General features: G+C 60.6%; 10 protein-coding genes. 5 read left to right on the plus strand and 5 right to left on the minus strand.

Going from position 1 to position 24,276, the window contains the following annotated elements:
• Positions 1-220 precede the first annotated feature (220 nt).
• The 4 genes from G9408_RS00860 (at position 221) to G9408_RS16675 (ending at position 6,811) form a co-directional block, all read left to right on the plus strand.
• Positions 221-550 (plus strand): hypothetical protein, encoded by a 330-nt coding sequence (locus tag G9408_RS00860; RefSeq protein WP_168452297.1) that lies wholly within the window; start codon positions 221-223, stop codon positions 548-550.
• Positions 540-2,870: a type IV secretion system DNA-binding domain-containing protein gene (locus G9408_RS00865; RefSeq protein ID WP_168452298.1), complete on the plus strand. Its 2,331-nt coding sequence runs from the start codon at positions 540-542 to the stop codon at positions 2,868-2,870. Before G9408_RS00860 ends, G9408_RS00865 begins: the two co-directional genes overlap by 11 nt.
• Positions 2,871-2,914: 44 nt before the next feature.
• Positions 2,915-5,824: a MobF family relaxase gene (gene mobF / locus G9408_RS00870; protein ID WP_168452299.1), complete on the plus strand. Its 2,910-nt coding sequence runs from the start codon at positions 2,915-2,917 to the stop codon at positions 5,822-5,824.
• 78 nt (positions 5,825-5,902) lie between these two features.
• A complete protein-coding gene (locus G9408_RS16675; RefSeq protein ID WP_168452300.1) occupies positions 5,903-6,811 on the plus strand; it encodes an HNH endonuclease in 909 nt (302 codons plus the stop codon).
• Between the two features lie 10 nt (positions 6,812-6,821).
• Here the strand turns inward: G9408_RS16675 and G9408_RS00880 are convergent, their stop codons facing one another.
• Positions 6,822-7,457 (minus strand): S24 family peptidase, encoded by a 636-nt coding sequence (locus G9408_RS00880; protein ID WP_168452301.1) that lies wholly within the window; start codon positions 7,455-7,457, stop codon positions 6,822-6,824.
• Between the two features lie 118 nt (positions 7,458-7,575).
• Between G9408_RS00880 and G9408_RS00885 the strand changes: the two genes are divergently transcribed.
• Positions 7,576-7,752, plus strand: coding sequence for a hypothetical protein (locus tag G9408_RS00885; protein ID WP_168452302.1), 177 nt, complete (start codon positions 7,576-7,578; stop codon positions 7,750-7,752).
• A 46-nt stretch (positions 7,753-7,798) separates the two neighbouring features.
• On the opposite strand, the gene G9408_RS00890 is transcribed toward G9408_RS00885, so the two are convergent.
• From G9408_RS00890 to G9408_RS00905, 4 genes are read right to left on the minus strand one after another with little or no spacing between them, the layout of a single operon-like run.
• The gene (locus tag G9408_RS00890; protein ID WP_168452303.1) at positions 7,799-9,976 is read right to left on the minus strand and encodes a UvrD-helicase domain-containing protein; all 2,178 of its coding nucleotides are present in this window, start codon (positions 9,974-9,976) and stop codon (positions 7,799-7,801) included.
• Positions 9,973-16,374, minus strand: coding sequence for a DEAD/DEAH box helicase (locus tag G9408_RS00895; protein ID WP_168452304.1), 6,402 nt, complete (start codon positions 16,372-16,374; stop codon positions 9,973-9,975). The genes G9408_RS00890 and G9408_RS00895 overlap by 4 nt, the downstream gene beginning before the upstream one ends.
• A gap of 1 nt (position 16,375) precedes the next feature.
• Positions 16,376-21,304: an Eco57I restriction-modification methylase domain-containing protein gene (locus tag G9408_RS00900; protein WP_168452305.1), complete on the minus strand. Its 4,929-nt coding sequence runs from the start codon at positions 21,302-21,304 to the stop codon at positions 16,376-16,378.
• 4 nt (positions 21,305-21,308) lie between these two features.
• Positions 21,309-24,257 (minus strand): DEAD/DEAH box helicase, encoded by a 2,949-nt coding sequence (locus tag G9408_RS00905; protein ID WP_168452306.1) that lies wholly within the window; start codon positions 24,255-24,257, stop codon positions 21,309-21,311.
• Positions 24,258-24,276: the final 19 nt, after the last annotated feature.

The raw sequence follows: 24,276 nt of genomic DNA on the forward strand, positions 1-24,276 counted from the left end.
GGTATTTCAGCGTGATAGGCGAAATTTTAGGGCTGGTGTCAAACCAATTCAATCGTGAAGCATGCTTCAGATTGGCAATTTGCGGGCAAATTGAAGCCAGTCAAACCATTGATAGTATTCGCACATTTCGCGGTTGACGGGTTTATGTTCCTGATTTATTCTCATCCCTGTCTTCCGCAAGATCAAGCTAGGTTCGCAAGGGTCAATAGGACCCCCGAACATGGATCGGCATCTCAGTCTTCAGACCTACGTTCCCCGCCCACTTGCTGACTGGATAAAGGGCAAGGCCCGGGACCAGCAGGTCTCCGTCAGCATCGTCATTCGCGACCAGTTGATCGACGCATGGCAGCGTGAAAACGAAGCGCGAAAGCGGCCTGCGGCGCTCGACCCGGTGCGGCAGAACCTCTTCATCACGGTTGCCCTGGATGCGCTTCTGGCCAGCCATACCGATGGTTCGTTGAGGCAGCGCACGCACGAAGCCTACAATCGTCGTCTCGTCCGTCTCGGGCTCAGCGCCTCCACACCCGAAGGAGGCAGCGATGAAGCGTAATCTCCTCAATTTCACCCGCGGCAGCCAGCTCCTCGGACACTTCGGTTTCATGTTCGCAGCGGGGCTCAAAGGCCCCCTGCTGGTGACCTTCCTGGTCAGCGCCTGGCTTTGCTATCTTGAGGTGACGTCCACGCTCACCGATCACCAGGTCTATCTCGCCTGGATGCATGTCTATGCCTCCGGCTACGCGTTCATGGAGTTCGATCCCGGCAAGCTGGTGGAACTCAAATTGGCCGGTGGCGGAACTGTCCGCATCCCTTTCAATGTCGTGCGCGATTTTCCGCCCATGCGCGAAGCCTGGAGTGCACTCGGCGCCGCCATCCGGCGCGGTATCGGGCTTTCCGCGCTTGTCCTGATCCCGGCCTTTGCTGCCTTCTGGTGGTTCGCTGAGCGGTTCGGAGGCAAGTCCAAGGAGCGTAAGCACGAGCGCGGGGCGATACTCGTCACGCTGGACGAACTCGAAGCGGAGATCGACCGGCACAATCGCGCCGAACGTGCCCGCGAACTGCACGCAGCGCTAGGGTGGAAATGGCGTTTGGCAGGCGCAGCAGCGACCAAGGAAGCAGGCTTCTACAGTCCGGCACATCTCGCGGGCGTCTCCTGGCCGTGGCGTCTCGAGCAAAGCCATACCATGCTGATCGGCACGACTGGCACCGGCAAGACGGTTGCCCTCAGCCAACTCCTTGCCGAGTCCCGGGCACGCGGACAGCGCGCCGTTGTTTTCGATCTTACCGGAGCTTTCATCGAGACCTTCTACGATCCGACCCGCGACATCATTCTGAACCCGCTCGATGCCCGTTGCCCGAACTGGAGCGTATTCAACGATTGCACCAGCGAAGGCGAATTCCATGCCGCAGCCGAGGCGCTGGTTCCGCACGATGGCGGTGGTTCCGAGCAGTTCTGGGTGCTCGCAGCCCGCATGCTTTTCGTGGAAATGTGCCTGCATCTCCAGCGCACCGGTCAGGCCAGCAACCAGGCGCTTGCCACTCGCCTCATGACCGCCGACCTCGCGCAGGTGCACAAGCTTATGCGCGGCACCATGGCCGATCCGCTGACAGCGCCAGAAGCCGCGCGCATGGCAGAATCAATCCGCGCCGTGTTTAACGCCAACGCCAAGGCACTGAAGCTGCTACCCGCTAAAGGCCCCCGCTTTTCGGTACGGGACTGGATCCGCGGCAGCTCCCAATCGGGATCAATCCTGTTCCTCTCTGCGCGCTACGTCGACATGTCGATCTGTTCGCAGCTGCTCACCTTGTGGCTCGACACGGCCATGAACACGCTGATGACCATGGAGCGCACGCCCGATCTCAGGGTCTGGTTTCTGATCGACGAACTGGGCGCGTTGCACCGGCTGCCCGCACTGGAGAAAGGCCTGCAGACCGCACGCAATTTTGGCGGTGCGATCGTCACTGGCGTCCATGCCTTTGCCAAGCTCAAGGAGGTCTACGGCGAGAACATGGCGATGACCTTGTCATCGCTCGCGCGCAGCAAGCTGATCCTCGCCACTGCGGACCGGGAAACGGCCACCTGGTGTTCCGACTTCATCGGTCATCGCCAGGTCCGCGACATGGAGGAAGGGTACAGCTACGGTTATAACAATGCCCGCGACGCCGTCAGCCTGACGCCCCGTCGCCAGATTGAGCCGTTGCTGCTGCCCGATCAGTTCATGAACCTGCCGAGGCTTTCCGGTTACCTCAAGTTCCCCGACGGATTTCCTGCCGCTCCGGTCACGCTTGTCCCGCGCCGCTGGCCGCGGATGGCCGAGGGATTCATCGCGCGGGCACTCGGGCCTGCTCCCGGGGCACACGCGGCGGATGAGACCAATGTCGATCCCTCGGAATGGGCCTCCTTGCCTGCCGAAGCTGCCGACGGCGCCCCGGCCGCGAATGACGACGGCGCCGGCAAGCCGGTCGTTCCCGAGCAGTTGAAGTTGGACCTTCAGCGTGTTGTCAGGACGCCGGATGAGACAGGGAATGTGACTAAGCAGCGGTTCTCCAAAGCCCCTGCACAGGTCTTGCGGGTAGCGCCCGAACAAGGCCAGGTCGAAACATCGGCCGAAGCGCTCACGAGTTCTGGGCCGACTACAACCTTGCCTCCCGGGCCGCTTCTTTCCGGCAGAAGTGAAGCGACCGATGAGACGCAGCCATCCCCCGATGAAAAGGCGTCGGCGCGAGGAGACAAGCCAGCTTCAGGCGATCCGAAGCTAATCCCGGTCGCACGATCGCAGGACAGTCAGAGCCCCCGAGAACGGGCCGAACGAGACCTGCTCGAGGGCGGCGTCGAGAGCGGGGCGCAAGACTTCTACGAACCCGACCTTTGAGGGCACCACAGCAAGGGGGCACCTTGCTTGAAGGGCCATAAGCCATGCTCTCGGTTGCCAATGTCCGGTCCGCGTCCGGCGCAGCCAGCTACTTTGCTGCTGACAATTACTACGCAAGCGCAGACGCGGATCGCTCAGGCCAATGGGTTGGGTCAGGAGCCGATGCCCTTGGCCTTTCCGGAGCGGTCGATGCCACAGTCTTCGACAAGCTCCTCAAGGGCGAGCTTCCGGATGGCACCAGGGTCGGTCACGAAAACCAGCACCGAGCCGGCACCGACCTGACCTTTTCCCTGCCCAAGAGCTGGTCGGTCCTCGCCCTCGTCGGCGACGACAAGCGGATCATTGAGGCCTACCGCGAGGCCGTGGTGGAAACGCTCCAGTGGGCCGAGAAGAATGCGGCAGAAACGCGTCTCGTCGAAAACGGGAAGGTGCGGACCGTGCAGACCGGCAATCTCACCGTGGCGCTGTTCCAGCACGATACCAATCGCAACCAGGAGCCCAACCTCCATTTCCATGCCGTCATCGCCAACGTCACGAAAGGTGCTGATGGCAAATGGCGGACGCTGAAGAACGACCGGCTCTGGTCACTCAATACCCTTCTCAACAGCATGACGATGGCGCGCTTCCGTCTCTCGGTCGAGAAGCTCGGTTATGAAGTCGGTCCTGTCGGCAAGCACGGGAACTTCGAGGCGGCGGGCTTTTCTCGCGACCAGGTCATGGCTTTCTCCACAAGGCGACAGGAGGTTCTGGACGCACGCCGCGGCCCAGGCCTTGAAGCGGGCAAGATCGCTGCCCTCGATACCCGCAGCGCCAAACAAACCGTCGCCGATAGGGGCGCCCTGACGGCGGATTGGCAGGACCACGCCCGGGCAGCAGGGCTCAACTTGCAGGCCATGATTGAACGAGCACAGAGCCACTCGTATTCCTCGCAGCACGCACCCGCGGCTGGCACCAGCCTGATCGAGCGCGGCAGGGCCTGGCTCAGGGACTTTGCCGAGCGCATCAGGGGCAATCCTGCCGATCCACTGATCCCGGCTCACGTCCTTAAGCAAGACCGCGAGACCATCGCCGCAGCCCAGGCTACAGCGTCAGCGGTACGCCACCTCTCGCAGCGCGAAGCGGCCTTTCCGCGCGAGGCCCTGTTCAAATCGGCGCTGGATTTTGGTCTGCCGACAACCATGGGCGCCATTGAGCAGCGGGTCAGCTCGCTGGTCCGTTCGGGCGAACTCGTTCCAGGGTCAGGTGAACACAAGGGCTGGCTGACCTCGCGTGATGGGCTCGCGAGCGAGCATCGCATTCTCGCCGCGGTCGAAGCCGGGAGGGATGCCGTTGCTCCTCTTCTCGGGAGCAATGAGGCAGGCCCACGAGTCAAGGCCGTCGCTGCCATCAATCACGGCATCGACCTCAATGGTGGCCAAGAAGCGGCCGCCCGCGTGATCCTCAGCTCGTCCCACCGGACAATCGCCATCCAAGGTGTCGCCGGTGCGGGCAAGAGCAGTGTTATGAAGCCCGTGGCACAGATCCTCGGCGAGGAAGGCAAGGAGATCATCGGGCTCGCCGTTCAGAACACTCTGGTGCAGATGCTGGAGCGCGACACCGGTATTCGCTCGATGACTTTGGCTCGCCTGCTCAAGAGCTGGGCACCGCTGCTGGAGGATCCTGGCAATCCCGGTTTGATGGCCGAGGCGAAAGCCGCATTGGGCGACCGGGTCCTCGTCCTTGATGAGGCCTCGATGGTCTCGAACAGCGACAAGGAGCGTCTGGTCACGCTGGCCAATCTGGTTGGCGCGCGCAGGCTTGTGCTTGTTGGCGATGCCCGCCAACTCGGCGCGGTCGATGCCGGCAAACCGTTTGATCTCGTCCAGAAGGCTGGCATCGCGCGCGCCGAAATGACGACCAACCTGCGCGGCCGGGATCCGCAACTGCGTCTGGCCCAGGCTGCTGCGCAAACGGGTAACGTGGAAACCGCACTTGGTCATCTCAAGAACTCGACGATCGAGACATCGGGCGACAGCGCTTTTACGGCTGCCGAGCAATGGCTCCAGCTTGCGCCGCTCGAGCGCGAGCGGACCGCGATTTACGCCTCGGGGCGGGCCTTGCGAACCGCAGTCAACGAGGCTGTCCAGCGAGGGCTCAAAGCCAACGGTGAGCTCGGCAAAACCTCGCTCGACCTGACCGTACTGTCACGGGTCAATGCAACGCGTGAGGAGCTCCGCTATGTCTCGGCATACCGCCCGGGCATGGTCCTCGATGTTCGGAGCCCCGATAAACATCAGCGGCTCCCACGCGGCGAATACAAGGTCGACAGGATCGACGAGAAGACGCGCGAGGTGTTCCTCGTCGATGGCAAAGGTAAGGCACGAACCCTTCAGCCGAGCCGGATCCGTCCCGGTGCGAAGGACGATCGCCTTGCGCTCTTCGAGGAGAAGCGGCTGTCGATCCATGCCGGTGACCGGATCCGGTGGACCGAGAATGATCATCGCCGAGGACTATTCAATGCTGACCAGGCAAGGATCGAGGCCGTTGAAGGTTCTCGAGTGACTGTGGTCACCTCTACGGGCCTACGGCACGAGTTGGAGCGCTCTGACCCGATGCTCAGGCGGCTTGACCTCGCGTACGCGCTCAATGCCCATATGGCGCAAGGTTTGACTTCGGATCGAGGTATTGCTGTCATGGATAGCCGGGAGCGCAATCTGGCCAATCAGCAAACCTTTCTCGTGACCGTGACTCGGCTGCGGGACCACCTGACGCTCGTCGTCGACAGTGCGGACAAGCTTGGAAGGGCAGTATCGCAGAACACCGGTGAGAAGACCTCGGCGCTGGAAGTGACCGAGCGTCTGCGAGAGGCTGCAGCGAGAGGCCAGGCTGCCGGGTCACCAAGCAAGGAGGATCTTTCCAAAAAGCCGCCAGAACTGGTCAAGGAGCGTACCAAGCCATTCGAAATCGGTATTTAATCTCTGCGAGGTTGAGCCTGGACGGCCGGACATTCTCCAGGCAACCTGGCGCACATTGATTTTGGCTAGGGCGGAACTGTGAAGGGCGTTTTCGAGGTCAGCGGCAATTCGCGGTACGATGACGCGATCACCGAGCGGTATCACTTTCCGAGCAATTACCTTTCGGTTGCGCGAGAGCTTGAGAGCGACTGGATCGTCTACCGCGAGACGCGAGTTTCTGGCGGTCGCATGGCCTATTTCGCTGCGGCCTTCGTCGAGCGCATCGATGCCGACCCGAGCGATCCTAGCCACTTCTATGCGCGCGTGCGCGACTACCTCGAGTTCGATCAGCCCGTTCCCTACCGCGACGGCAGCGGTCGGTTTGCCGAGCGGTTCCTGCGCGAGATGGCACGGCCTGGCGATGCTGGACGAAGCCTCCGCGGCAAGTCGGTCCGCAGGCTGGAAAACGAGGATTTCGTGGCCATCGTCAATGCGGGTCTTGCCGAAACTCTCGATCCCGAAAACCGCATCAGACTGGAGCTCGATGCCCCCCGCATCGATCCGGAGACCAATCTGCTTCTGCACGATCAGTTCGCGGAGCGGCGGGTCGAGCAGATGCTCGTCAACCGCAAGATTCGTGACGCGAACTTCCGCAACCATGTCCTCGATGCGTACGAGAACACCTGCGCCGTGACCGGGCTTAGGATCGTCAATGGCGGCGGCAAGGCAGAAGCGCAGGCCGCGCACATCTGGTCGGTCGCCGATGGCGGTCCTGACATCATCCAGAACGGGGTCGCCTTGTCAGCAACAGCCCATTGGCTGTTTGATCGACATCTGATCACCTTCGACGACAACCTCTGTCTGCTCGTGTCACACAACAAGGTGCCGTCCGAGCTTCTTCAGCTGTTTCCGCCCGCGGGGCAGCAAATCCGGCTGCCGCGTGATCGCGCGCTGCATCCAAGGGCAGACTTCGTGGCCCGCCACCGGGAGCGATTTGCAGGGATCTGAAAGCGGCAGATCAGACAGAACGACCAAACCAGATGACCCGACCGACCACGTGGATCGACGCGCGCTCAACGTCAGTCCAGGTCGGGTAGGCGGCATTGTCGCTCGAGATGGTGATCTGCCGTCCGCCTGGCTGGATAGTCACACGTTTCACCACCAGCGCATCATCGACACGCAGCACGTAGATTCCGTCGCGCAGGCGCGAGCCCTGATCCGATGCGTCGACCAGGACCTCATCGCCGTCCCGCAGCGTCGGTTCCATCGACTCCCCATGGACGTGGATGATTGACAGGCTGGGGCCTTTCGCCCGGGTCAGCTTGCCCAGCCACCGCTCATCGAAACCGAACCGGGTGTGGGCCGTCTCGCTTTCCGCGATCGCACCAAAGCCAGCAGAAGCATCGACGTTCAGAATTGGTACTTCGACCAGGCCATCGCGCATAGGAAGCGCGGGCCCACCGAGCACCTGCTCATCCACCCCGAAGAACTGGGCAAGGATACGCCGATCCTCGTCATCCAGCTTGCGCGGCGAACCACGCTTGATGAATTGCTGGATATAAGCGGGGTTGCGATTGAGCAGCCGCGAAACCGCGGAATAACCCACGTTTCTCTGCCGGATCAGGCGATCCAGCTCTTCTCTGACATTCTCCATCGGCAGCGCCTTTCGAGGGGCGGTCCAGGTGAGGTGTAGGAATTCATCCTAGACTCGATAGGGTCCTCCTAATAAGAACATAACAAGAACACAAGTTGAATCTGATTCGAGGTAGACCATGAAGCTTCTGGACCGCATCGAGCGTCATCTCAAGGAGACCCACATGTCCGCGACCCGGTTCGGGAGACGGGCGGTCGGCGATCCGCGCTTTGTGCTGGACCTGCGGTTGGGACGGCGGCCCCGGCGACGGACGCTGGAGAAGGTCGAGGCGTACTTGGGAAGTTTTCTCGAATGATGCCGTAGATCTGTCCGAAAAAAAAGCAGCGCTCCAGGAATGAAAATTAGTGCTCATTCGGAATCAGACTCGTGATCTGGCCTGACCAAGAAACCCGGAGTGCTTTCTTTGCTCGGGTTGCGGCCACATGTAGAAGCGAACGATACTGATCAAGAATATCGACCCGGTCAGCTGCATCTACCGCTGATTTCAGAGCCACTGATGGCGGAAACGAGGCGTCAGCCATGAATGGAATGGCAACGGCAAAAAATTCAAGTCCCTTCGCCCGGTGCATCGTAGTGATCCTCACCCCAGGTACTGAACGGTCGTCCGCGCCAGACTGAAGTATAACGGTCTCGATACCAGCTTGCCGTAGTGCGCCTTGGACCCTGTCCGTGTCCGCTCGGCGGGCGCAGAGGACACCGATCTCAGCGAGCCGAATTTGATCGGTCGGGAGTGACCTGACCCAAGCCACCAACCCATCCAATTCTTCTGCCTCAGATCGACATCCGACCAGCTCCGGAGCAACCCCGCGCATGAGGCTGACGTAGCCGCGCAAGCTATCTTTACCCTCATCGAGGTCATCCACGTTGACCCCCTCAAGGATGGAGACGGCCCAAGCACGGATCTCCTGCGTCGTGCGGTAGTTGAGCCGAAGCCGCTTCGAACGTCCTCGGACGTTGATCCCGCATGCGGACATGGCGGCCCGCCGCCCGTAGATCCGCTGATGCGCATCCCCCACGATGAAAAGTGAGTTTTTGTCCCCGGACAGGTTCTCCGGAACGATCGCTCTGATCAATCTGAAAGCCTGTTCCCCCATGTCCTGTGCCTCGTCCACGATCACGGCCGAATAGGGAAGATTCGGCGCCTCGGCGGACAAGATCTCGGTTGCCTCCCGGTACGCGTCATCCGGCTCTGCGAGCCGCTCGCTGATCAGTCGGGCCCGATAATCGGCGAAGATATCCCACAGGGCAGCCCGCTTCTTCCGATCGAGTGGGGTGCCACGTCCGGCTCGGGACGCCTTCAGGTATGCCTTCTGGTCGACAAGCCCTTTCGCCTGAATGATCTGCGACCACTCCGCCCGCACAAATGCCTCGGATAGCCCCTCGGGCAGCTCATGATCGTCAAACACTTCTTGCCAGACTTGGTCGAGCCGATCTCGCGCCTCTCCGAAGAAGGCAACCTCGCGGGTGAAACTCTTTCGCTTTAGGTACTGGAAAACCCATCGATCGAGATTGATGACCTCGATCCGAGGTGGCCGTGCATCAAGATGGGCTGGACAGAGAGTCCGCAGGTTGGCCTCGATGTCATGGGCCAGGCTGGTGGTGAAGGTAGTTAAAAGGACTCTCTGGCCCACAAGGCTCAGGTTCCTTTCGATCTGGTCCGCCAGGTGCTTCGCCCTGTGCATCGCGACGACTGTTTTGCCGGTCCCAGCACCACCTCGGACTAAGGCCGGGCCATTATAGTCCCGGTAGGCGATCTTGCGCTGTTCCGGATGCAGGAAAATGCGCCATCCTTCGAGCCCTTCCTCGAAAACACGACGCAGCTCGGCTTCGCTGTCTGGGATGAAGATTGTCTGGCGGCTCTGCTCCGTCTCGATCATCTGACCGAATGTTAGCTCAGTCGCAGGCACTTGGGCTACTGCCTCAGTCTCTCCGCCGATCCCGGTCAGGGACCGGATTTCTTCGTCCTCATAGCCGGCAGCGACCGCGTAGAGGACTTGGTAGGTGAGCGGATCGAACCGGTCTTCAGCCGCCTCCAGATGATCGATTGTCGGGACGAGGTAAACCGCGGCGAGTTCTTCCTCAGGTACGCCGAGCGTCCGCAAACGCGCGTTAGGAACACCTTCGAAGAGACGTGGGGCGGCTACAGCCGGGGTTGCCACCAGCTCTGGCACTACCTCAACCTCTTCGATGATCCGAACGCGGTTTGTCTCCGGATCCAGCTTGACCCGGCGTCCAGCTGCCCATCGGTATGCTTTGTCGTGCTCGTTTACGTGCACAAACATGATGTCGCGGCCCACCTCAAAGGCGATTGCACGGTAACCCTGATCGACACGCAGTGACTTGATTGAGTTGTCCTTTGCACCTTCCACGGTTTCGAGGTTGAGCCCGTTCGCGGACGGGTCGGACATGTAGCGGGTCATCATGTCCATGAACTTGAGCGCCACCCGATCCGGCAGCTTCCGCAAGCTCTTCATGCAGCCGATGTCATAGGAGACCCGTTTGTTCATTGTGTCCGTCATTTCCGCGCCTCCTGAAGGGCTGTAATAACTCTCGAAACCGTCTCTCCGACTTGGTCCGTCTCTGGGTCAAACTGGATAAGGACCCAGCCAACCTCATCTACGGTCATCTCAGCGACAGCTACGCGCGCGTCCGCCCAGCCAAACTCCATCATCCCAATTACGCGGCCACCTGCTAGCAAGTCGTCCCCAATCCGGTCCGGCCCGGGTGTCTCTGCGGCTATCAGTGCATCGATCAGAGTATGGAATGCTTCGTCGCAGAGGGCGCGCGCCTCCTCCCACGCGGCGGCCCCAGCACCAAGTTCATCGTGCTCAACGGGGTCCAGCATGTCCGGCGGGGCAAGCGTGTCGAGCCCATCGAACTCAACATGAAGCCCTCGTGCGCCCTGGAACAGGTTTACCAGCCGCCAAAGCCCCCGCCATGCCTCGGTGTAAAGGGTTTTAGCAGCCGGGACCTCGCCTGGGTCGGGAAGGACAGCATGCAGCAGAAGCCGGATATCACTATCTGACTGGGCCCATTCGGTTGGCGAGATTTTCTTGCAAGCTAAATAGAGATCGAGCGCGCCGGTTCCCACATGTTCTGCAGCCTCAGATGATGCAAGGAACGAGCGACCTGTTTCGGACAGGGCAGCATGCCTTGGCAGCTGGTCGAGTGGCCGCCCCCCTTTCACAAGGCCCCGGACCAGAACCGAACGGATCGCTGTCTCGCTGTCGTCTTCGCCGTCTAGGAGGTGTTTCAGCGCATCGAGAGTGCTAACCGTCTGAAGGGCGCGCACCGCTTCCGCATGCGCAGAAAAAAGCGGGTTAGCGAGCGCGTGTCCGAGAGGCCCGGTCATTTGGGCACCGAGAGAGTTCTCCGAGAGCGGGTTCAAGTAGCCCTTATCTTCCGGGACGAGGTCTCGCCAGGATAGCGTCCAGACTCGTACCTGCCCGGACCGGATCATCAGCATCCGATCCAGGAGATCCTGGGCGACTGAGTTCGCATGATACTCGATCCCGTCCATTTCGATAACGACCGGCAGTCCCCCGCTTCGCCCCACGGGCGTGAGCAGAAAGTCTACCCGCTTGCGAGGCAGCCCCCGGTATCGGGCGTCGATCTGAACTTGTGGCTCGATCGTCCATAGACGCGGTGCATCCAAACGACCCGCGCGCAGCACGAAGCCGCGTCGGCCACCGGGAAGGACTTGCGGGGAGAGCGCCCCGTCACCGTAAAAGTCGCAGAGCGCCCTGAGAAGCCGCTTCTCGAGGACGCTTTCAACCAGCGCACCGCGAATTGACTCGTCGATCCCGGTTTCGGTCCGAGTCAGGCTGTCCCATTTTTCAAGGATCACCTCCATCATCTGCCGCGCCCGGTCCCGGTCCGGCTCGCCTGGTCCGAATTGAGAACGGTAAGGTTTAACGCAGCGAAAGCACCCGTTCCGGTCCGGCTCCTGGTTGCAAGAACAGTCTCGAAGAGCATCTGCTGCGCTCTTAATGACCTGGCGCATCGTATCCGGATGCTCGCCGATTTGGCGAAGATACCCTGATCCTCCAGGGACGGAATCATAGAGGTAAAGGCTGCGTACTTTCGTCATTCCGTTCAGCTGCGCCTGGAAGATGGTCGACCGGATATGGTCTACCTTCCCAGCGAAATGTCGCCTCATGCCGAGATTTATGGCTGCCACGAAGCTCTTGAGGTCGTCGTCATCTGCGTCCCCGACGACCGGGATCACTATGCGGATCGCCTCCGTGTCGAACTTGCGCATCAGGAAAACGCCAGTCTCCCATCGGTCCCGAGGCATATCCGTTTCGCGATTGACGATGCAGCTTGGCGGATGTGTACCCCGGTCTTCCTCTCCCCTGGGCGGTCCCTGAAGGGCCCCACAATGTTTGCAGATCAGGAACGGCTGTGACGGTCGTCTATCTCCAGCGATCTTCGGTCCCGGGAGAGTTGATTTCGAGCCGAAATTGAAATCTCGAAAAGTGCAGCTGGGAAGGAACTCGAATCCGAACGGGGCGCCAGTCTCTTTGCTTGTGAACCAGGATGTCGCGATGTCCTCCGGTCCGTGGAACGGCATGAGGACTCGATCGAACTGACGCTGATCCCGCTGATCGCCGTCCCGGATCGCTGCCTTTTCCTCGCTGTTTACCGAAATTACCGACTTGAGCTGGACAACGTCATGCTCAGATCCGCTATCCGACCACATCTCATCGCCGCATTGCGGGCAAGTGCGGCTCGCCGCTCCATCAATCCGGTTCGCTACATGGGAACAAGCCGGGCAGAAGGTCCAGCGATCCAGATCCTCTTTCCCGATCTCGATCCGGTCAATCTTCACCTGACGGCCGTTCGCGTAAAAGAACTGCCCTGGCGCGAATTCTGACAGGGCGGAACTGGCCGGGCGAGAGTATTCAACGTGCAAGAGCCCGTCCTCGTCGCGCGGGACCGCACCGTCGTTGCGTCGCGACAGGATCGATGTCAGCTTCACCCCCTCTTCTGGGAAGGCGTAGTTCGGCAGGACACCCTTGTCGGTGAGAAACTTGATCACCGGTACTTCGTCGATTCCGCTTCGGATCAGGCGGTTGATCTCGGACCTGTCGCGATTGATTTCTTGCTCTCGACGCAGGAACTCTTCCTCCGTGATTTCAGCACGCCGCTTCTGGAGGCGCTTGAGCTCCTTGCTCGCCTCTTCCCGCTTATCCGCCAGCCGGGCCCGCTCGGTTGCAACCGCATCAAACGCCTCACCGACACGCCACCCGATCGACTTTGTGTCGGTTCCGGTCAGATAAGATCGGATCCGGTTCACCAGATCTGTTCGGTCTCGAACCTGCTGCGGCAGTCCGGACAGGAACCGCTCCGCGAGTTCGGACCCGGTCTCCCGGACTTGATCGAGCCATTCAATCGGGAACCCCTCTGTGGCTCCGCTGCCCCGACGTTTCAGGACATCCCGGACCTTCCCGTAATCCCCGCTCTCCTTCGAGGCTGCCACGTAGGCATCAAGGGTGAACGCGGTCACCTGACGCAGCAACACCTCCTCAGCGGCAAGGAACACACCCGGCGGGCGCACCTGACCGGACAGCATCGGTGTAGGGTCCTCCCAGAACTGGAGGTCGTGGGCGCGTGCATTTGCGAGAACCATGTTAAGCGCGTTCCCATCGCGCCGTCCGCTACGCCCCATCCGTTGAACGTAATTGGCTTCCTCTGGGGGGACCGAGCTCAGGAGCAGGGTGGACAGGTCTCCGATATCGATCCCCATCTCCAGCGTCGGGGTGGCTGAGATGAGGTTCGGGGCCCAGCGGGTCTCTCCTTTGATGAAACCAGCTTCAACCCGCAGCCGCTCATTAGTTTCAAGGATCCCCGTGTGTTCGCGGGCGACCACGCGATGATTGCGGTCCGAAAGGAGCGCCCTGCGCAGGGCTGGCCGGTCTAGCTGGTCCGCCTCGACAAGGCTCCCATCGCAGCCGATACGGCTGCAGCGTGAACCGACCGCGACCGCGGCGTTCTTGGCCAATCCGGTTTCACGTCGTCCGCACCGGTCGCAAGTGAGCCCAATCGTAACGGTGGAGACGGTTACCCGCTCTGGTACAAGGAGCCATGCGTGCCGGTTCAGTCCCTCCGGTCCATTGACGCGGCGTACGATATCGTCCGCCTCCAGCCTGCGCATCAACATGGGGTAGATCGTGTCCGGATCAGTCCCATACCGTAAGTCAGCCGGAGCAATAGTTCGGAAGAGCCAGTCCCGGTACCAACTGCCATTCCCGGGCCGGGTGATCCGTTCAAACCCGTTCGGTGCTTGACCGAGCGTGACCGGGATTGGAGCAAGGCCTCGCCGACCGTCAGGGCTCGGGAGGGAGCTGGTCTTGCCGACCCCCATCTGGATCGCAGCCGCGTACCAGTTCAGACCGTAGCTGCCCTTGCCGGTTGCAATCGCACTCTCGAGATAGGGGTGGGCCACCGATCCCTGCCGACGCATCTGCTGTGTAACTCCGGCGAGGAGCCTAGTCAGAAGGACCGTATCGAACTCTGGCGCGCCCGGCAGTTCATTGCGCAATTCGCGTGAGAGCCGATCTGCCGAGAGGCGCAACAAGTCCACTGGGACCTCTGCTGCGACCATTCCGTTCAGCTCAAGCGTGTGGTTGAAATGTGACCGATAGCTCAGGTCGACAAAATACTCCCAGCCAAGCCGTAGACGGATGTGGTCGAGGAAGACTGGATCGGTAATTGACGTGTTGTTCTCGATCAGCTCGCGATACCGGTGCCGCCAGGTCTGTTCTTTTGGAATGAATTGCGCGGTGAAGCCGTCTGGTCCGAGCTCGGCCAGTTGCGTCCGGGGGACATCTTCGATCACCTCATGCAGGCTCATCTCGCCTGCCTCAGTGCCATGGAGGGCAGAGAAGAGGGCTTTCTGGTAGACCGAGAGGGCGTTCCGGGTCTCGGCGACTGCTGCCCGGTGGGCGGCGTCCTGAACTGAATCCGAGAACATCAGGAAACGCGGTTTCGCCTCCGGCAGCTCCTCGTTCTGCGCCGAGGTGTAAAGGGTCCCGGTGATTCCGGTCGTAAGGCGCGCTGCACGCATCCCGAAAAGGAGGAGCCCACGAGCCTGGCCGCAAGCAGGGCATGTCCTATCAATGCGCCCGTTTGCATCGGTCGGGTTATAGATCCAGACTGGGGAGGCAGGCCCAGGATCAAGCTGATTGTGATCAGCTGGTGTAAATTCGACCGTCTCTGCGTTCAGGAGGCCCTTCACAATCTGGCCCCCGGCGCCACTCGCCTGGACCAGCCGGTCGATTGATTCGTGGTAGATTAGCCGGATCCGGCCCGCCCCGTTTTCGTCGAAGAACTCCTGATAGAGCTGTTCGAGATCGGCATGGAGCGACTTCGATCGGGCGTCCTGCCGGCCCAGATGCGCCGTCGCTCCACACCTGTTGCAGTTAACGACCGGCAATGCCCTCCGGAGCATGTGACGATCCAGGTCGAGCGCATGGAAAAGGTCAAGCTGCGAGCGAACCCCGTCTGCTTCAAGTCGAGGCAGGGTCGTGACCATCCGGGACATCTCCCGGATCCAGAGCTGGAGCCTGACGTTGAAGAGGGGGCGTGGGCTCTCGACAACACCTGACCGCGCCCAAGCCACCAGTGCTACCACCAGCTCGGTAAGAGCACGCAAGTCCGCTTCCGGCCAGTCCCGGAGAACCCGGACCTGAGCAAGCCCAGCCGCCACTGTTTCAAGCGAGGCGGGCGCCTTGTTCTCAGCGATGATCTTCAGCGTCCGCTGACACAGATGATGCTGGACCAGCCGGTCCCCTAGCGCGATTCTCCAGCCCGGGTCTGCGGGATCACCCGCGTCTATGAAAGTGAGATCTGGGTCGTCACGCTCCGGAAAGAGGCAAACAGCCAATCGTCGTGCCGCATCCGGCTGATCCATCTCCGCAGCCTCATGCAGTGCACGATGAATTTCCGACGGGTCTGGCCGGTCCAAGTACTCCGGGTCAGCGAACACCTGGTTAGGCGTCTTCCGTGTTTCCCTGACCACCGCACCAGCATCGAACGGCTCACCGAAGATGGTCTCAGCGTAGCTGCGCAGCTCTTGTGCTGCTTCATCGCCAGAACCAAGCGTGGCCGACGAGCCGACGCATATCAGATGAACGTCCGGCGTGTTGAGGCGGTATTTCAGACGGCGCAGCAAAAGAGCGAGGTCCGCCCCTTGGGCCCCGTCAAACGTGTGCATCTCGTCGACCACCAAGAACCGTAAGGTTTCAGGGTCGTTCTGCGCCCAGAGCGTCTTGTCTCGACCCCGCAGCAGCAGATAGTCGAGCATCTTGTAGTTGGTGAGCAGGATGTCCGGTGGGTTCTTCCGCATCGTTTCGCGATGGGTGATTACGCTGTCCTTGGTCACCTCATATGTCGGATCCTTCGGCTCCGCGTCTGCATAAATGCCCGCTCGCACGCCATGCAGTGATGTTATTCCAGAAATGGCCGCCGCAATGCGGCGTGCCTGGTCGGTCGCAAGCGCGTTCATCGGGTAGATCAGGATCGCCTTGATCCCGGGCTTCCCCTTGTTTTTCCGACAATGCTCCAGGATCGGCCAGAGGTAGGATTCCGTTTTGCCTGACCCGGTCCCAGTCGCGACCAGTGTCGAACGCATCGCCTCGCCACTCAGCCGGGCGAAGGCGTCCGTCTGGTGCTGGTAGGGCGCGAACTTCAGCGGCACCTCAGGGAAAGGCTGCGCCCATGTCCCGTCCGCCGCGCCCTCGATCTGCCGAAACGGCATATCAACGGAGATCCACGGCCCCTTCATAAAGTTTTTCGGCTCAGCAATGAACCGGTCCACCATCCCCTCAAAGGCGGAACTGGTGCTGTTCAGCGTTGTGTGGACCAGCTCGCGCAGGCTGTCCTGGACATGACGGGCAAGGAGGATAGGGTTCATCTCAGGCGGCCTTTGCGGATTTCAGCCGCTCGAAATGGGCCCAGGCGCGACGGTAGTCTTCTATCCGATCGCACTGGGTAAATGGGCCAACGAAGTGGCGGGTAACGGTGCGAGGTCCGCCCGGCATTGTGTCGTCGATGGCGGTGCAGGTCAGCGCTGGCGGGTTGTCGACAATGTTCCGCTCCCAGGCGGCGCGGCCGGGACTCTTGCCGCGGTCGTCTAGCCAGCCAACACCGGGCAGGCCCTTAGAGCACGTCCAGACAATCCGGCCGTTCTGATCGTACCAAGTGCCCGCCTCGTTCTCCTGAAGGACCGGGAAGTAGATCCGGTAAATCTCGATTAACTGGTCGAGGGTCAGGCCGAGCGCCTGCGCGACCAGCACGTCAATTTCGACCAGCGCCATGCGGCGGGCGAATTCGGTCCGGAGGCCTGCGGTCCGGTCCCAGGCGGCCGGGCCTTCGACCGGGCCTTCGAGGTGGAGGCGGGGGTCTGGAGAGGACCAAGGGAGGACGTCGAGGGTTGGGGCTTGGCTGTTCCAGAGGTCTACGTAGGCTATCGTCAAACTGGCGAGGCGCAACGAACGACTTAGGGCAGTATCGTCTACAATGACCCAAGGCAGACTCTCAGCCATAAGGTTAAAATTTTGTTTCCCTGCGGCCTTGATTAGAAAGTCGATTGGTAGTGAGCACAGCAACGCGCTCGCGTTGATCAGATTCTCGTCTTGATGAAAGGCCATGCTCTCGACACCGTGAACATGTGCGACACCGGGCGAAATAATCGCAGAAATCAAGCTGCGCTCGGTATTCAAGTTAATCATACCACGGACAGCCACTCGATAGAAATCAGTGTGGACTTTTGTTGAGTCCCAACGACATCGTGTCAACCTTCTTTGATACTCCTCAAAATGTACTGCCGGCCCATAATTCGTGCGAGGCTGATAATCATCTGGGACACATGTAAGGTCGATTACATCATATGCTTTGTTCGAGTTACAAACGGCTCTCGGTGTTTTTGAAAGTGGGTTTCCGACATGGAACAACGGACCCTGTAAAACCATCTCACTTGATGAGCGAAATTTTGTCTCCCGGTAAATGGTGCCATCCTTTTGCGCACCAGTTTCATCCCACAAGCGATTTACTTGCCAACTTGGTCGCCCTTCAAAACCCTTTTGCGAAGTGCCGAGTCCTGTGATCGACTGGGAGAAATTTTTATGGTGCGAAAGTCTGCGGAAAACCTCCAAGATACCTGTCGAAAAAGGCTGAACGAACCGAGCTTCTTCGACCGGGCATTCACCCTCTTCAGTAAGAGCATGAATTACAGACAAGGCGTCACGATCAATGTGGATGACACGAGCCTTGTGGCCCTGAATGTTCCATTTCCCATCATCGCCCTTAATTCCTTTCGCCGACCCCACGCCGTCGTGCGCATAAGAGTCTTCGATTTGCGATGGCAGAAAGGCTTGAGAAAATTGATCGAACAAAACTAGTCCGTCCTCACCTCGATAGAGGTTTACAGAGAAGTTCGTCTCATTGTGAACTTCGGCAAACATCTTCCGCTTCATCTCATTTCGGAAGTGAAAATGCTTTGCGATCCGCGCATACCAGTGCCGCCGGAACGCCCCAGACTTCGGGTCCCCCAGATGTCCATCCTGATGGATCAGCGCCGCATAGCCTTGCGGTGCAACAAGCCGGAACGAAAGGTCGATGAAGCAGCGATAGAGGTTGTTTGACCCGCCCCCGGCGAAGGGGTTCATCACCTCGGACGAGGTCACCTCCATCGCCCCCCGGGTCGACACGAAGTCCTGAAGGAACGCCTCTAAAGCTGGAACGAGCCGCCCCTCCCGCCGCACGGGCGGCGCTTTCGGCAGCGCCTCACCCAGAACCTTCTTTGCGTCCGCCGCCGATAGCCCCGCATAAAGCGGGTCGATATCTGCCAGCACCAGCCCCTCGTTCCACGAGGGCTTGGCCCAGGGCGGGTTCCCCACGATCACGTCGAACCCTCCCCGCGCCTTCATCACGTCGGCGAAGATCAGATCAAAGTGGACGAAACGCTCGCGCTCGGCGACCTCGGCCGCGGTCTTTAGCCAGTCGAAGTTCTCGATCAGCGCCTCGACGTTCGTTTCCCGGAATAGACCCTCTTGCCGCTTGGCGGCTGCCTTGAACAGGTCACGCGCGGGCGCGTCCGGTTCCAGCAAGTCTAGGAAGTCAGGGGCCGGATCGGCGAATTCCGCTACGCTGGGGGCGGCCAGCGACCCGTCGGCGGTGAACCCTCCCTCAAGGATCATCGCCATTCCCTGAAGGAACTCTGCCCGGCCGGGCAGCATGTCTGCCTTGTCCAGCGGCCAGAGCCAGAGGGCGCACCACGCGTCCATCGCGGTTTTCAGCCGCTTGTAGGGAAGTGTGTTGGTGGCGTGATCGGCCCCGATCAGGTGGGCGTTCAGGCGGGCCTTCTCGTGAAAGTCCAGCCGCTTGTTCCCGGGCATGACCTTGTCCGGCCAGAGGGTGATCTCATCATTCGCGGCGGCTCGCGTCTTGGCGAGATCCTCGGCGACCTGATCGAACAGGGCCTCGGCGACCCGGCTGAGTTTCTGAACCAGCTTGACCTCGTGGGGTTCGAGCTTCTTGAAGAAGCCGTCCTTGCGCCACGCCTTGATCTGGTCCTGTGCGGATTTCGCGAAGGGGGCGATCGACTTTTCCTTGTCGAAGTTCGCCATGTCCTTGGCGGGCAGGAGCCATTGCCAGACGTACCCGTCCGGCAGGCGTTTGCGCCAGCCGATCTCATCTGGTTTCCCATTGAACCAGAGGTCGCCCTGCGCCTTGGCGCTGAGTAGCGCGGGGGCATAGGCGGCCCGGCGCGCGCCGATCAGGGAGTTCCCGGCATGAAGCTGGTCCCCGAACCAAGGCGAGAACTCACTGCCATGCAGGCTGTTCAGCCAGAGCGAGATTGCCCCCAGCTCGACCGCGATTGGATTCAGGTCGACCCCGAAGCAGTTCCGGTCCGCGATATAGGCCCGGACCCGCTGCTTCTCGAGGACGATATCCTCCTGCGGGATGGTTCGGCCTACCTCCTTCTGCTTGCGCTCGAGATAGAGATCGGCGAGCTGGTTCGTTGTCTCGACCAGGAAGGCGGCGGACCCCATCGCAGGCTCTAGGATTTTCAGATCAAGAAGCCCGTCGGCGGTGAGGTCCCGGCACCGCTCCATAAGTGCGTGCTTGACGAGCAGTCGGGCCAGAGGTTCCGGTGTGTAGTAGGACGCGGATTTCTCGCGGTCCCGGCCCGCCAGTCGGTAAATGAAGGTTCCTTTCGGATAGACGAGCGCCTCCGGCCCGTTAAACACGATCTCGTCCGGGGCAAACTCGTTGATGCGAGTGCGAGGGACGAACCAGCTAGGGGATAGTTTGTCCACCTTGTCACGGCGGAAGGCATCCTCCTGGTCAGGCTCGTCAGTGTCAAACAGCTCCTCCTCGACGTCTTCGTCCGCTTCGGATTCTTCGGCTTGACTCCCTTCCTCTGCGGCTTCGTTTGACCGCCCTTTGCGGGGCTTCAGTTCGATCAAGTCAGTCTTGGCGACAACTCCGGTGAAGGAGATCAGGGTCTCGTAGACCGCGCCTAACTGGCCAATCCCGAGCTTGGCATATGAGATCCGGCCAGTGCTTTTTCCGGTGGACCGGAGAGAGAGGAGCCGGATCACCTGCTGAACCGCCTCGTTGCGCAGCCGCAGTCCGTTCAAAAGTGGCGTGCTCTCCGGGTCAAGCAGGGCCACCTTGACCGCAGGGAGGCGAAGACCGGTTCCCCTTTCCTCGTCGGCGAGGTCAAGGCCCGTATAGAGCAAACTGAGGGTCCGCTGAAGGCTCTCCCAAAGGAAGCCTCCCTCACGGTCCGCCGTTGTTCGGAGTGGCACGGATTCGAGCTCGCGCAGCGCCTCGAGGGAGTAGCCGGTCGTGTAGATCGGATTGCGCATATCCAAGAGGTTAAGGCGCGGGTTAGCCTCCGCGTAGAACAGGAACAGCAGCCGGTACATGTAGCGCAGGCACTCACGCGACAACTCCGGCCCGTCGATCCAGACACCACGCCGTGACGGCTCTGGGAAAGTTGACGGATACTTTCCGCCTGTCACCGCAATGACCTCCTGCCCCAGCAGCTCAATCGCGTCCCTAACGGTCCGTTTCAGGGAAGTTGTAACCGCGTTCGCGTTTCGCTGCGCCTCCTCCTCGAGCCGATCTGAGATCGGCGCACCTTGTTCCGGGACGCGCGCTTCACGGGAGATCAGGCAGGCCATGACGGTCAGCGTGTCACGGTCAGCGCGGGTGAATATCTCTTGGAGATCAAACCGCAGGGCGGACCGCGCAGGCCACTTCCGTTTATCGATCAGGACGATCTGTGATAGGCCGAGGACCAGTACGTGACGCGGCCCATCGGACAGCTCAAAAACACCTTCCGCAAGGATGGACTCGATGGTCCGGTCAAGCAGGACCGCCTCGCGCAGATCCGGCGGAACTTGGTCCGCGATGAAGCAGGCGCCGAGCGGGTCGGATGCCTCGTCTTCCGGGGCCGGGATCGGCGCCTCGATAACCCAAAGCGCGTCTCGGCCGGACCCGTCTGCAGCGCGGGACACAAGCGGGATAACTGGTGCCCCGTCGAGCGCCGTAAAGGCACCTTCACGTCGCCAAGTATACCCAAGGGCAAGCAACACAGCATGACGTGCGTCACGGACCAGCTCAGCGCGCCGCAACGGGTCCGAATTGTTCCGGACCTGGCGCAGCGCCTCGACGGTAGGGCCAGCCACGCGAGCGAGCCGCTCAACCGGATGGGCCGTGCGGTCCAGGCCAGCCCATCGGACGGTTATGTCCTGGAGCTCTTCCTTCAGCACATCCGACAGGGTCCCAGACGGGAAGAACTCAGCCTCGTTATCGATCCCAATCAGGTCCATCAGGTCACCCTACAAATACGGCTTTGACGTCAACGTGCGGGTTCGGATCAGCCACCATCTTTCGGGTGCGCTCGAACCATTCCGTCCAGTCGTGGAATAGCTTGTCGATTTCCTGCTCACGCTTGCGGCGCATCGTCAGGCGTCTCTTCTCGGCTGAGGTTAACTCCTGCCCCCCCTCGGCAAGGCCCCCTAGATCAAGCGTCAGCTGGGCTCGGAACCGCTTCTCGAGGGCAGACAGCCGGCCAAGGACTGCGTCAAGGTCTCGTTGGATATCGGCTTCCCGGGCTTTCCGCAGCTCGACCAGATGCGTCTGGAACCGATCCACTGCGATCGGGATCGCCGCTTGAGCAGCCGACAGATCCTCCAGTATCCGGCTTGGGGTGTCCTCCGCCAGCCGGGTCCGCTCGAGGAACGTGCCCACATCCTCGATCCGGACCGTCCCCTCAGGAGAACAGATCACTGCGGCCCACTGATCCACTACCGGGGCCCCATTCTCGTTAGGAACCGCTCCATGCAGGATGACAGCAACCTCACCCTCAGGAAGACGTCCGATAAGCGGGGCTACTGGCGCGGAATGCTCCGGAAAGAAGGTGCTCGCCCGATCCGCAAACCATTCAAGGATCGGGTGCCCATCCCAAAGATACTGCACGGTCGGCCAAGCCCGTTCCTGAGCCTTCGCGTCGCTGATGGCCTGGCTGATCACACCAGACTGGTCGGTCAATTCAATCCGATCCCCGGGGCCGACAGCCTCCTCGGGCATAAACCGCCCGTCTACCGCCCCCTCGCTCGCGTAGCCAAACCCGTCTCGGGCTCGCATATCTGCTGGAATGGCGAGCTGGATCAGCCGGTCCGCCTCATGAATACGCGGAGCCTCCGGGAAGGCGTTCTCCTCAGGGCGGGACAGCCGCTCAATCATCGCACGTGCGTAGGCAAACGTGTCACGGTATAGACGGGGCGGTCCTTGATCTTTCGAGGTTAAAACCTCGGCGGGGGCAGGTGAGGCGTAATCGCCGAAGAGAGCAGCAAACTCGTCGTCAACCGACATGTGCGTCACCACCTCTGCGGCTCGCTCATCCATCTGGCGCTCGAATGCCTCCGCACCGATCCCGGCCGCGATGGCCTCGGCGACGATGACCTCCTCTGCATCCGCGTCTCCAGCGCCGAGAAAAACGGCCGGGTCTCCGACACCAGCTTGGGCCGCTTCATCCTTGGCAACCAGCTTCTCAAGAACCCACATCTGACGCACTTTCGGGTGCGAGCTCTCTCCAACGAAGTAACTGATTTGGGGCGGACGGTCCTGACCATATCGATCGATCCTCCCGTTCCGCTGCTGGAAACGCAAAAGGGACCAAGGCAAGTCGAAATGGATCAGACGGTGACACTGGAAGTGAAGGTTGAGGCCCTCGGACGCCATGTCAGAGGCGATTAGAATTCGGATTGGGGAACGCTCTTGGCCGAACGCCTCAATCACCTCCTGGGTTTTGACGTCTGCCTCGACGCTGCCCCCATCCACCCGCGCTACCTGCTCCGGTGAAAGATCAAGGTCCTCTCGCAGCCGCTCGGCCAACCACGAAACTGTCGCGATCCGTTCCGAGAAGATCACCAACCGGTCGCGGGGCGATTTTCCGGTCCACCGCAGCTCGCGAAGGAGCTTCAAGAGCTGCTGATACTTGCTGAAAGTGTCAGTATCGATTGCCGCAACCAGGTGAGCTAGAGCGCGCAGACGATTGAGGTCCGCGTCAGTGCCGCGCGAGGTGCCTTTCTCGATCCCGCGTATACGCCGCTCGAGCGTCTCATGGCACGCAACGGGACTGGAAAAGATCGCCTTGGCAATTGTAGTCCGAAACAAGTCAATCGCGCGCCCCCGCGTTTGCTCCTCGTCGAGATCGAGGTGCAAGTCGGCGATCGCTTGATAGGCGACTTCCTCCTCCGCGCTGAGCGGGAAGTGTCGTGGGAACAGTTCCCGCTTTGGCACCTCACAACCGATATCAGCGACGACTTCGGGCGATGACCTGAACCGGCGGACCACCAGATCCTCGATATCGGACCGATGCAGCCTGCTTGGGTCTGGAACCCGGGTCGGGTCTAGCATGCGGATCAGGCTCGCAAAGCTCTCCTGCGAACCATCATGCGGCGTTGCGGTCAGGAGGAGCAAGGAGTCGGTCCGGCGCGACAACAGCTGCGCTAGCTCTGCCCGTTGCGAGTTCGATCCGGCCGCCGACTTCCTTTGGGCAGCGTTATGGGCCTCGTCGATAATGATCAGATCCCAATAGGAATTTTTAATTGCATCCCGGATCTGTGTGTCCCGCTTCAGTGTATCGATCGAAACGATTGACCGATCGAACTGGTCGAAGACGTTGTAGTGGGCCGGGATCCGGTTCCGCATCCTTCTGATCGCGGCACTATCGAGCCGAGATAGTGGTATGGAAAACCTGGTCCAGAATTCCTTTTGGAACTGGGTTAGCATCGCGCGCGTCGTAACAACCAATATACGATTGGCTCGACCTCGCAGGGCGAGCTCCGAAGCAATGAGGCCCGCCTCTAGCGTCTTACCGAGACCGACGTCGTCCGCAATCAGAAGCCGTACCCGGTCCTGGGAGAGGGCCCGCTCTACCGGCAAGTGCTGGAAAGTGAGATCATCGATCGCTGCCCTTCCCAGTGCAAGCGGTACGCGGGTAGTCGTTGACGTGTGGCGAAATGCGGCCTCAAGATGAAGTTTCGTATCGATCAAACCAGCCGAGGTGTCCGGTACCAGCTGGATCGCGCTTGGGTTTAGGACGCGAGCATTCTTCTCAAGATCCCAAATGAACCTTGCCTCTTTATCTCGCACAATGCCTGAGACTCCACGGCAATGGATTTCTCGATAGCCCTGCTTGAGCGTCGAAGTGCCAAGCACTTTCCAAATTGCAGATCGGAGCTCAATTACCGAGCCGGGCTGTGGCGTCGAATACATTTAAAGGTCCCTGCTGTCC

Origin of the sequence: Sphingopyxis microcysteis (assembly GCF_012274265.1) — a bacterium.
GTDB classification, from domain to species: domain Bacteria; phylum Pseudomonadota; class Alphaproteobacteria; order Sphingomonadales; family Sphingomonadaceae; genus Sphingopyxis; species Sphingopyxis microcysteis.

What these genes read in the sequence shown, in the direction of transcription:
- G9408_RS00860 (WP_168452297.1), top strand. Translation starts at nt 221, where the DNA reads ATGGATCGGCATCTCAGTCTTCAGACCTACGTTCCCCGCCCACTTGCT.
- G9408_RS00865 (WP_168452298.1), top strand. Translation starts at nt 540, where the DNA reads ATGAAGCGTAATCTCCTCAATTTCACCCGCGGCAGCCAGCTCCTCGGA.
- mobF (WP_168452299.1), top strand. Translation starts at nt 2,915, where the DNA reads ATGCTCTCGGTTGCCAATGTCCGGTCCGCGTCCGGCGCAGCCAGCTAC.
- G9408_RS00880 (WP_168452301.1), bottom strand. Translation starts at nt 7,457, where the DNA reads ATGGAGAATGTCAGAGAAGAGCTGGATCGCCTGATCCGGCAGAGAAAC.
- G9408_RS00885 (WP_168452302.1), top strand. Translation starts at nt 7,576, where the DNA reads ATGAAGCTTCTGGACCGCATCGAGCGTCATCTCAAGGAGACCCACATG.
- G9408_RS00890 (WP_168452303.1), bottom strand. Translation starts at nt 9,976, where the DNA reads ATGACGGACACAATGAACAAACGGGTCTCCTATGACATCGGCTGCATG.
- G9408_RS00895 (WP_168452304.1), bottom strand. Translation starts at nt 16,374, where the DNA reads ATGAACCCTATCCTCCTTGCCCGTCATGTCCAGGACAGCCTGCGCGAG.
- G9408_RS00900 (WP_168452305.1), bottom strand. Translation starts at nt 21,304, where the DNA reads ATGGACCTGATTGGGATCGATAACGAGGCTGAGTTCTTCCCGTCTGGG.
- G9408_RS00905 (WP_168452306.1), bottom strand. Translation starts at nt 24,257, where the DNA reads ATGTATTCGACGCCACAGCCCGGCTCGGTAATTGAGCTCCGATCTGCA.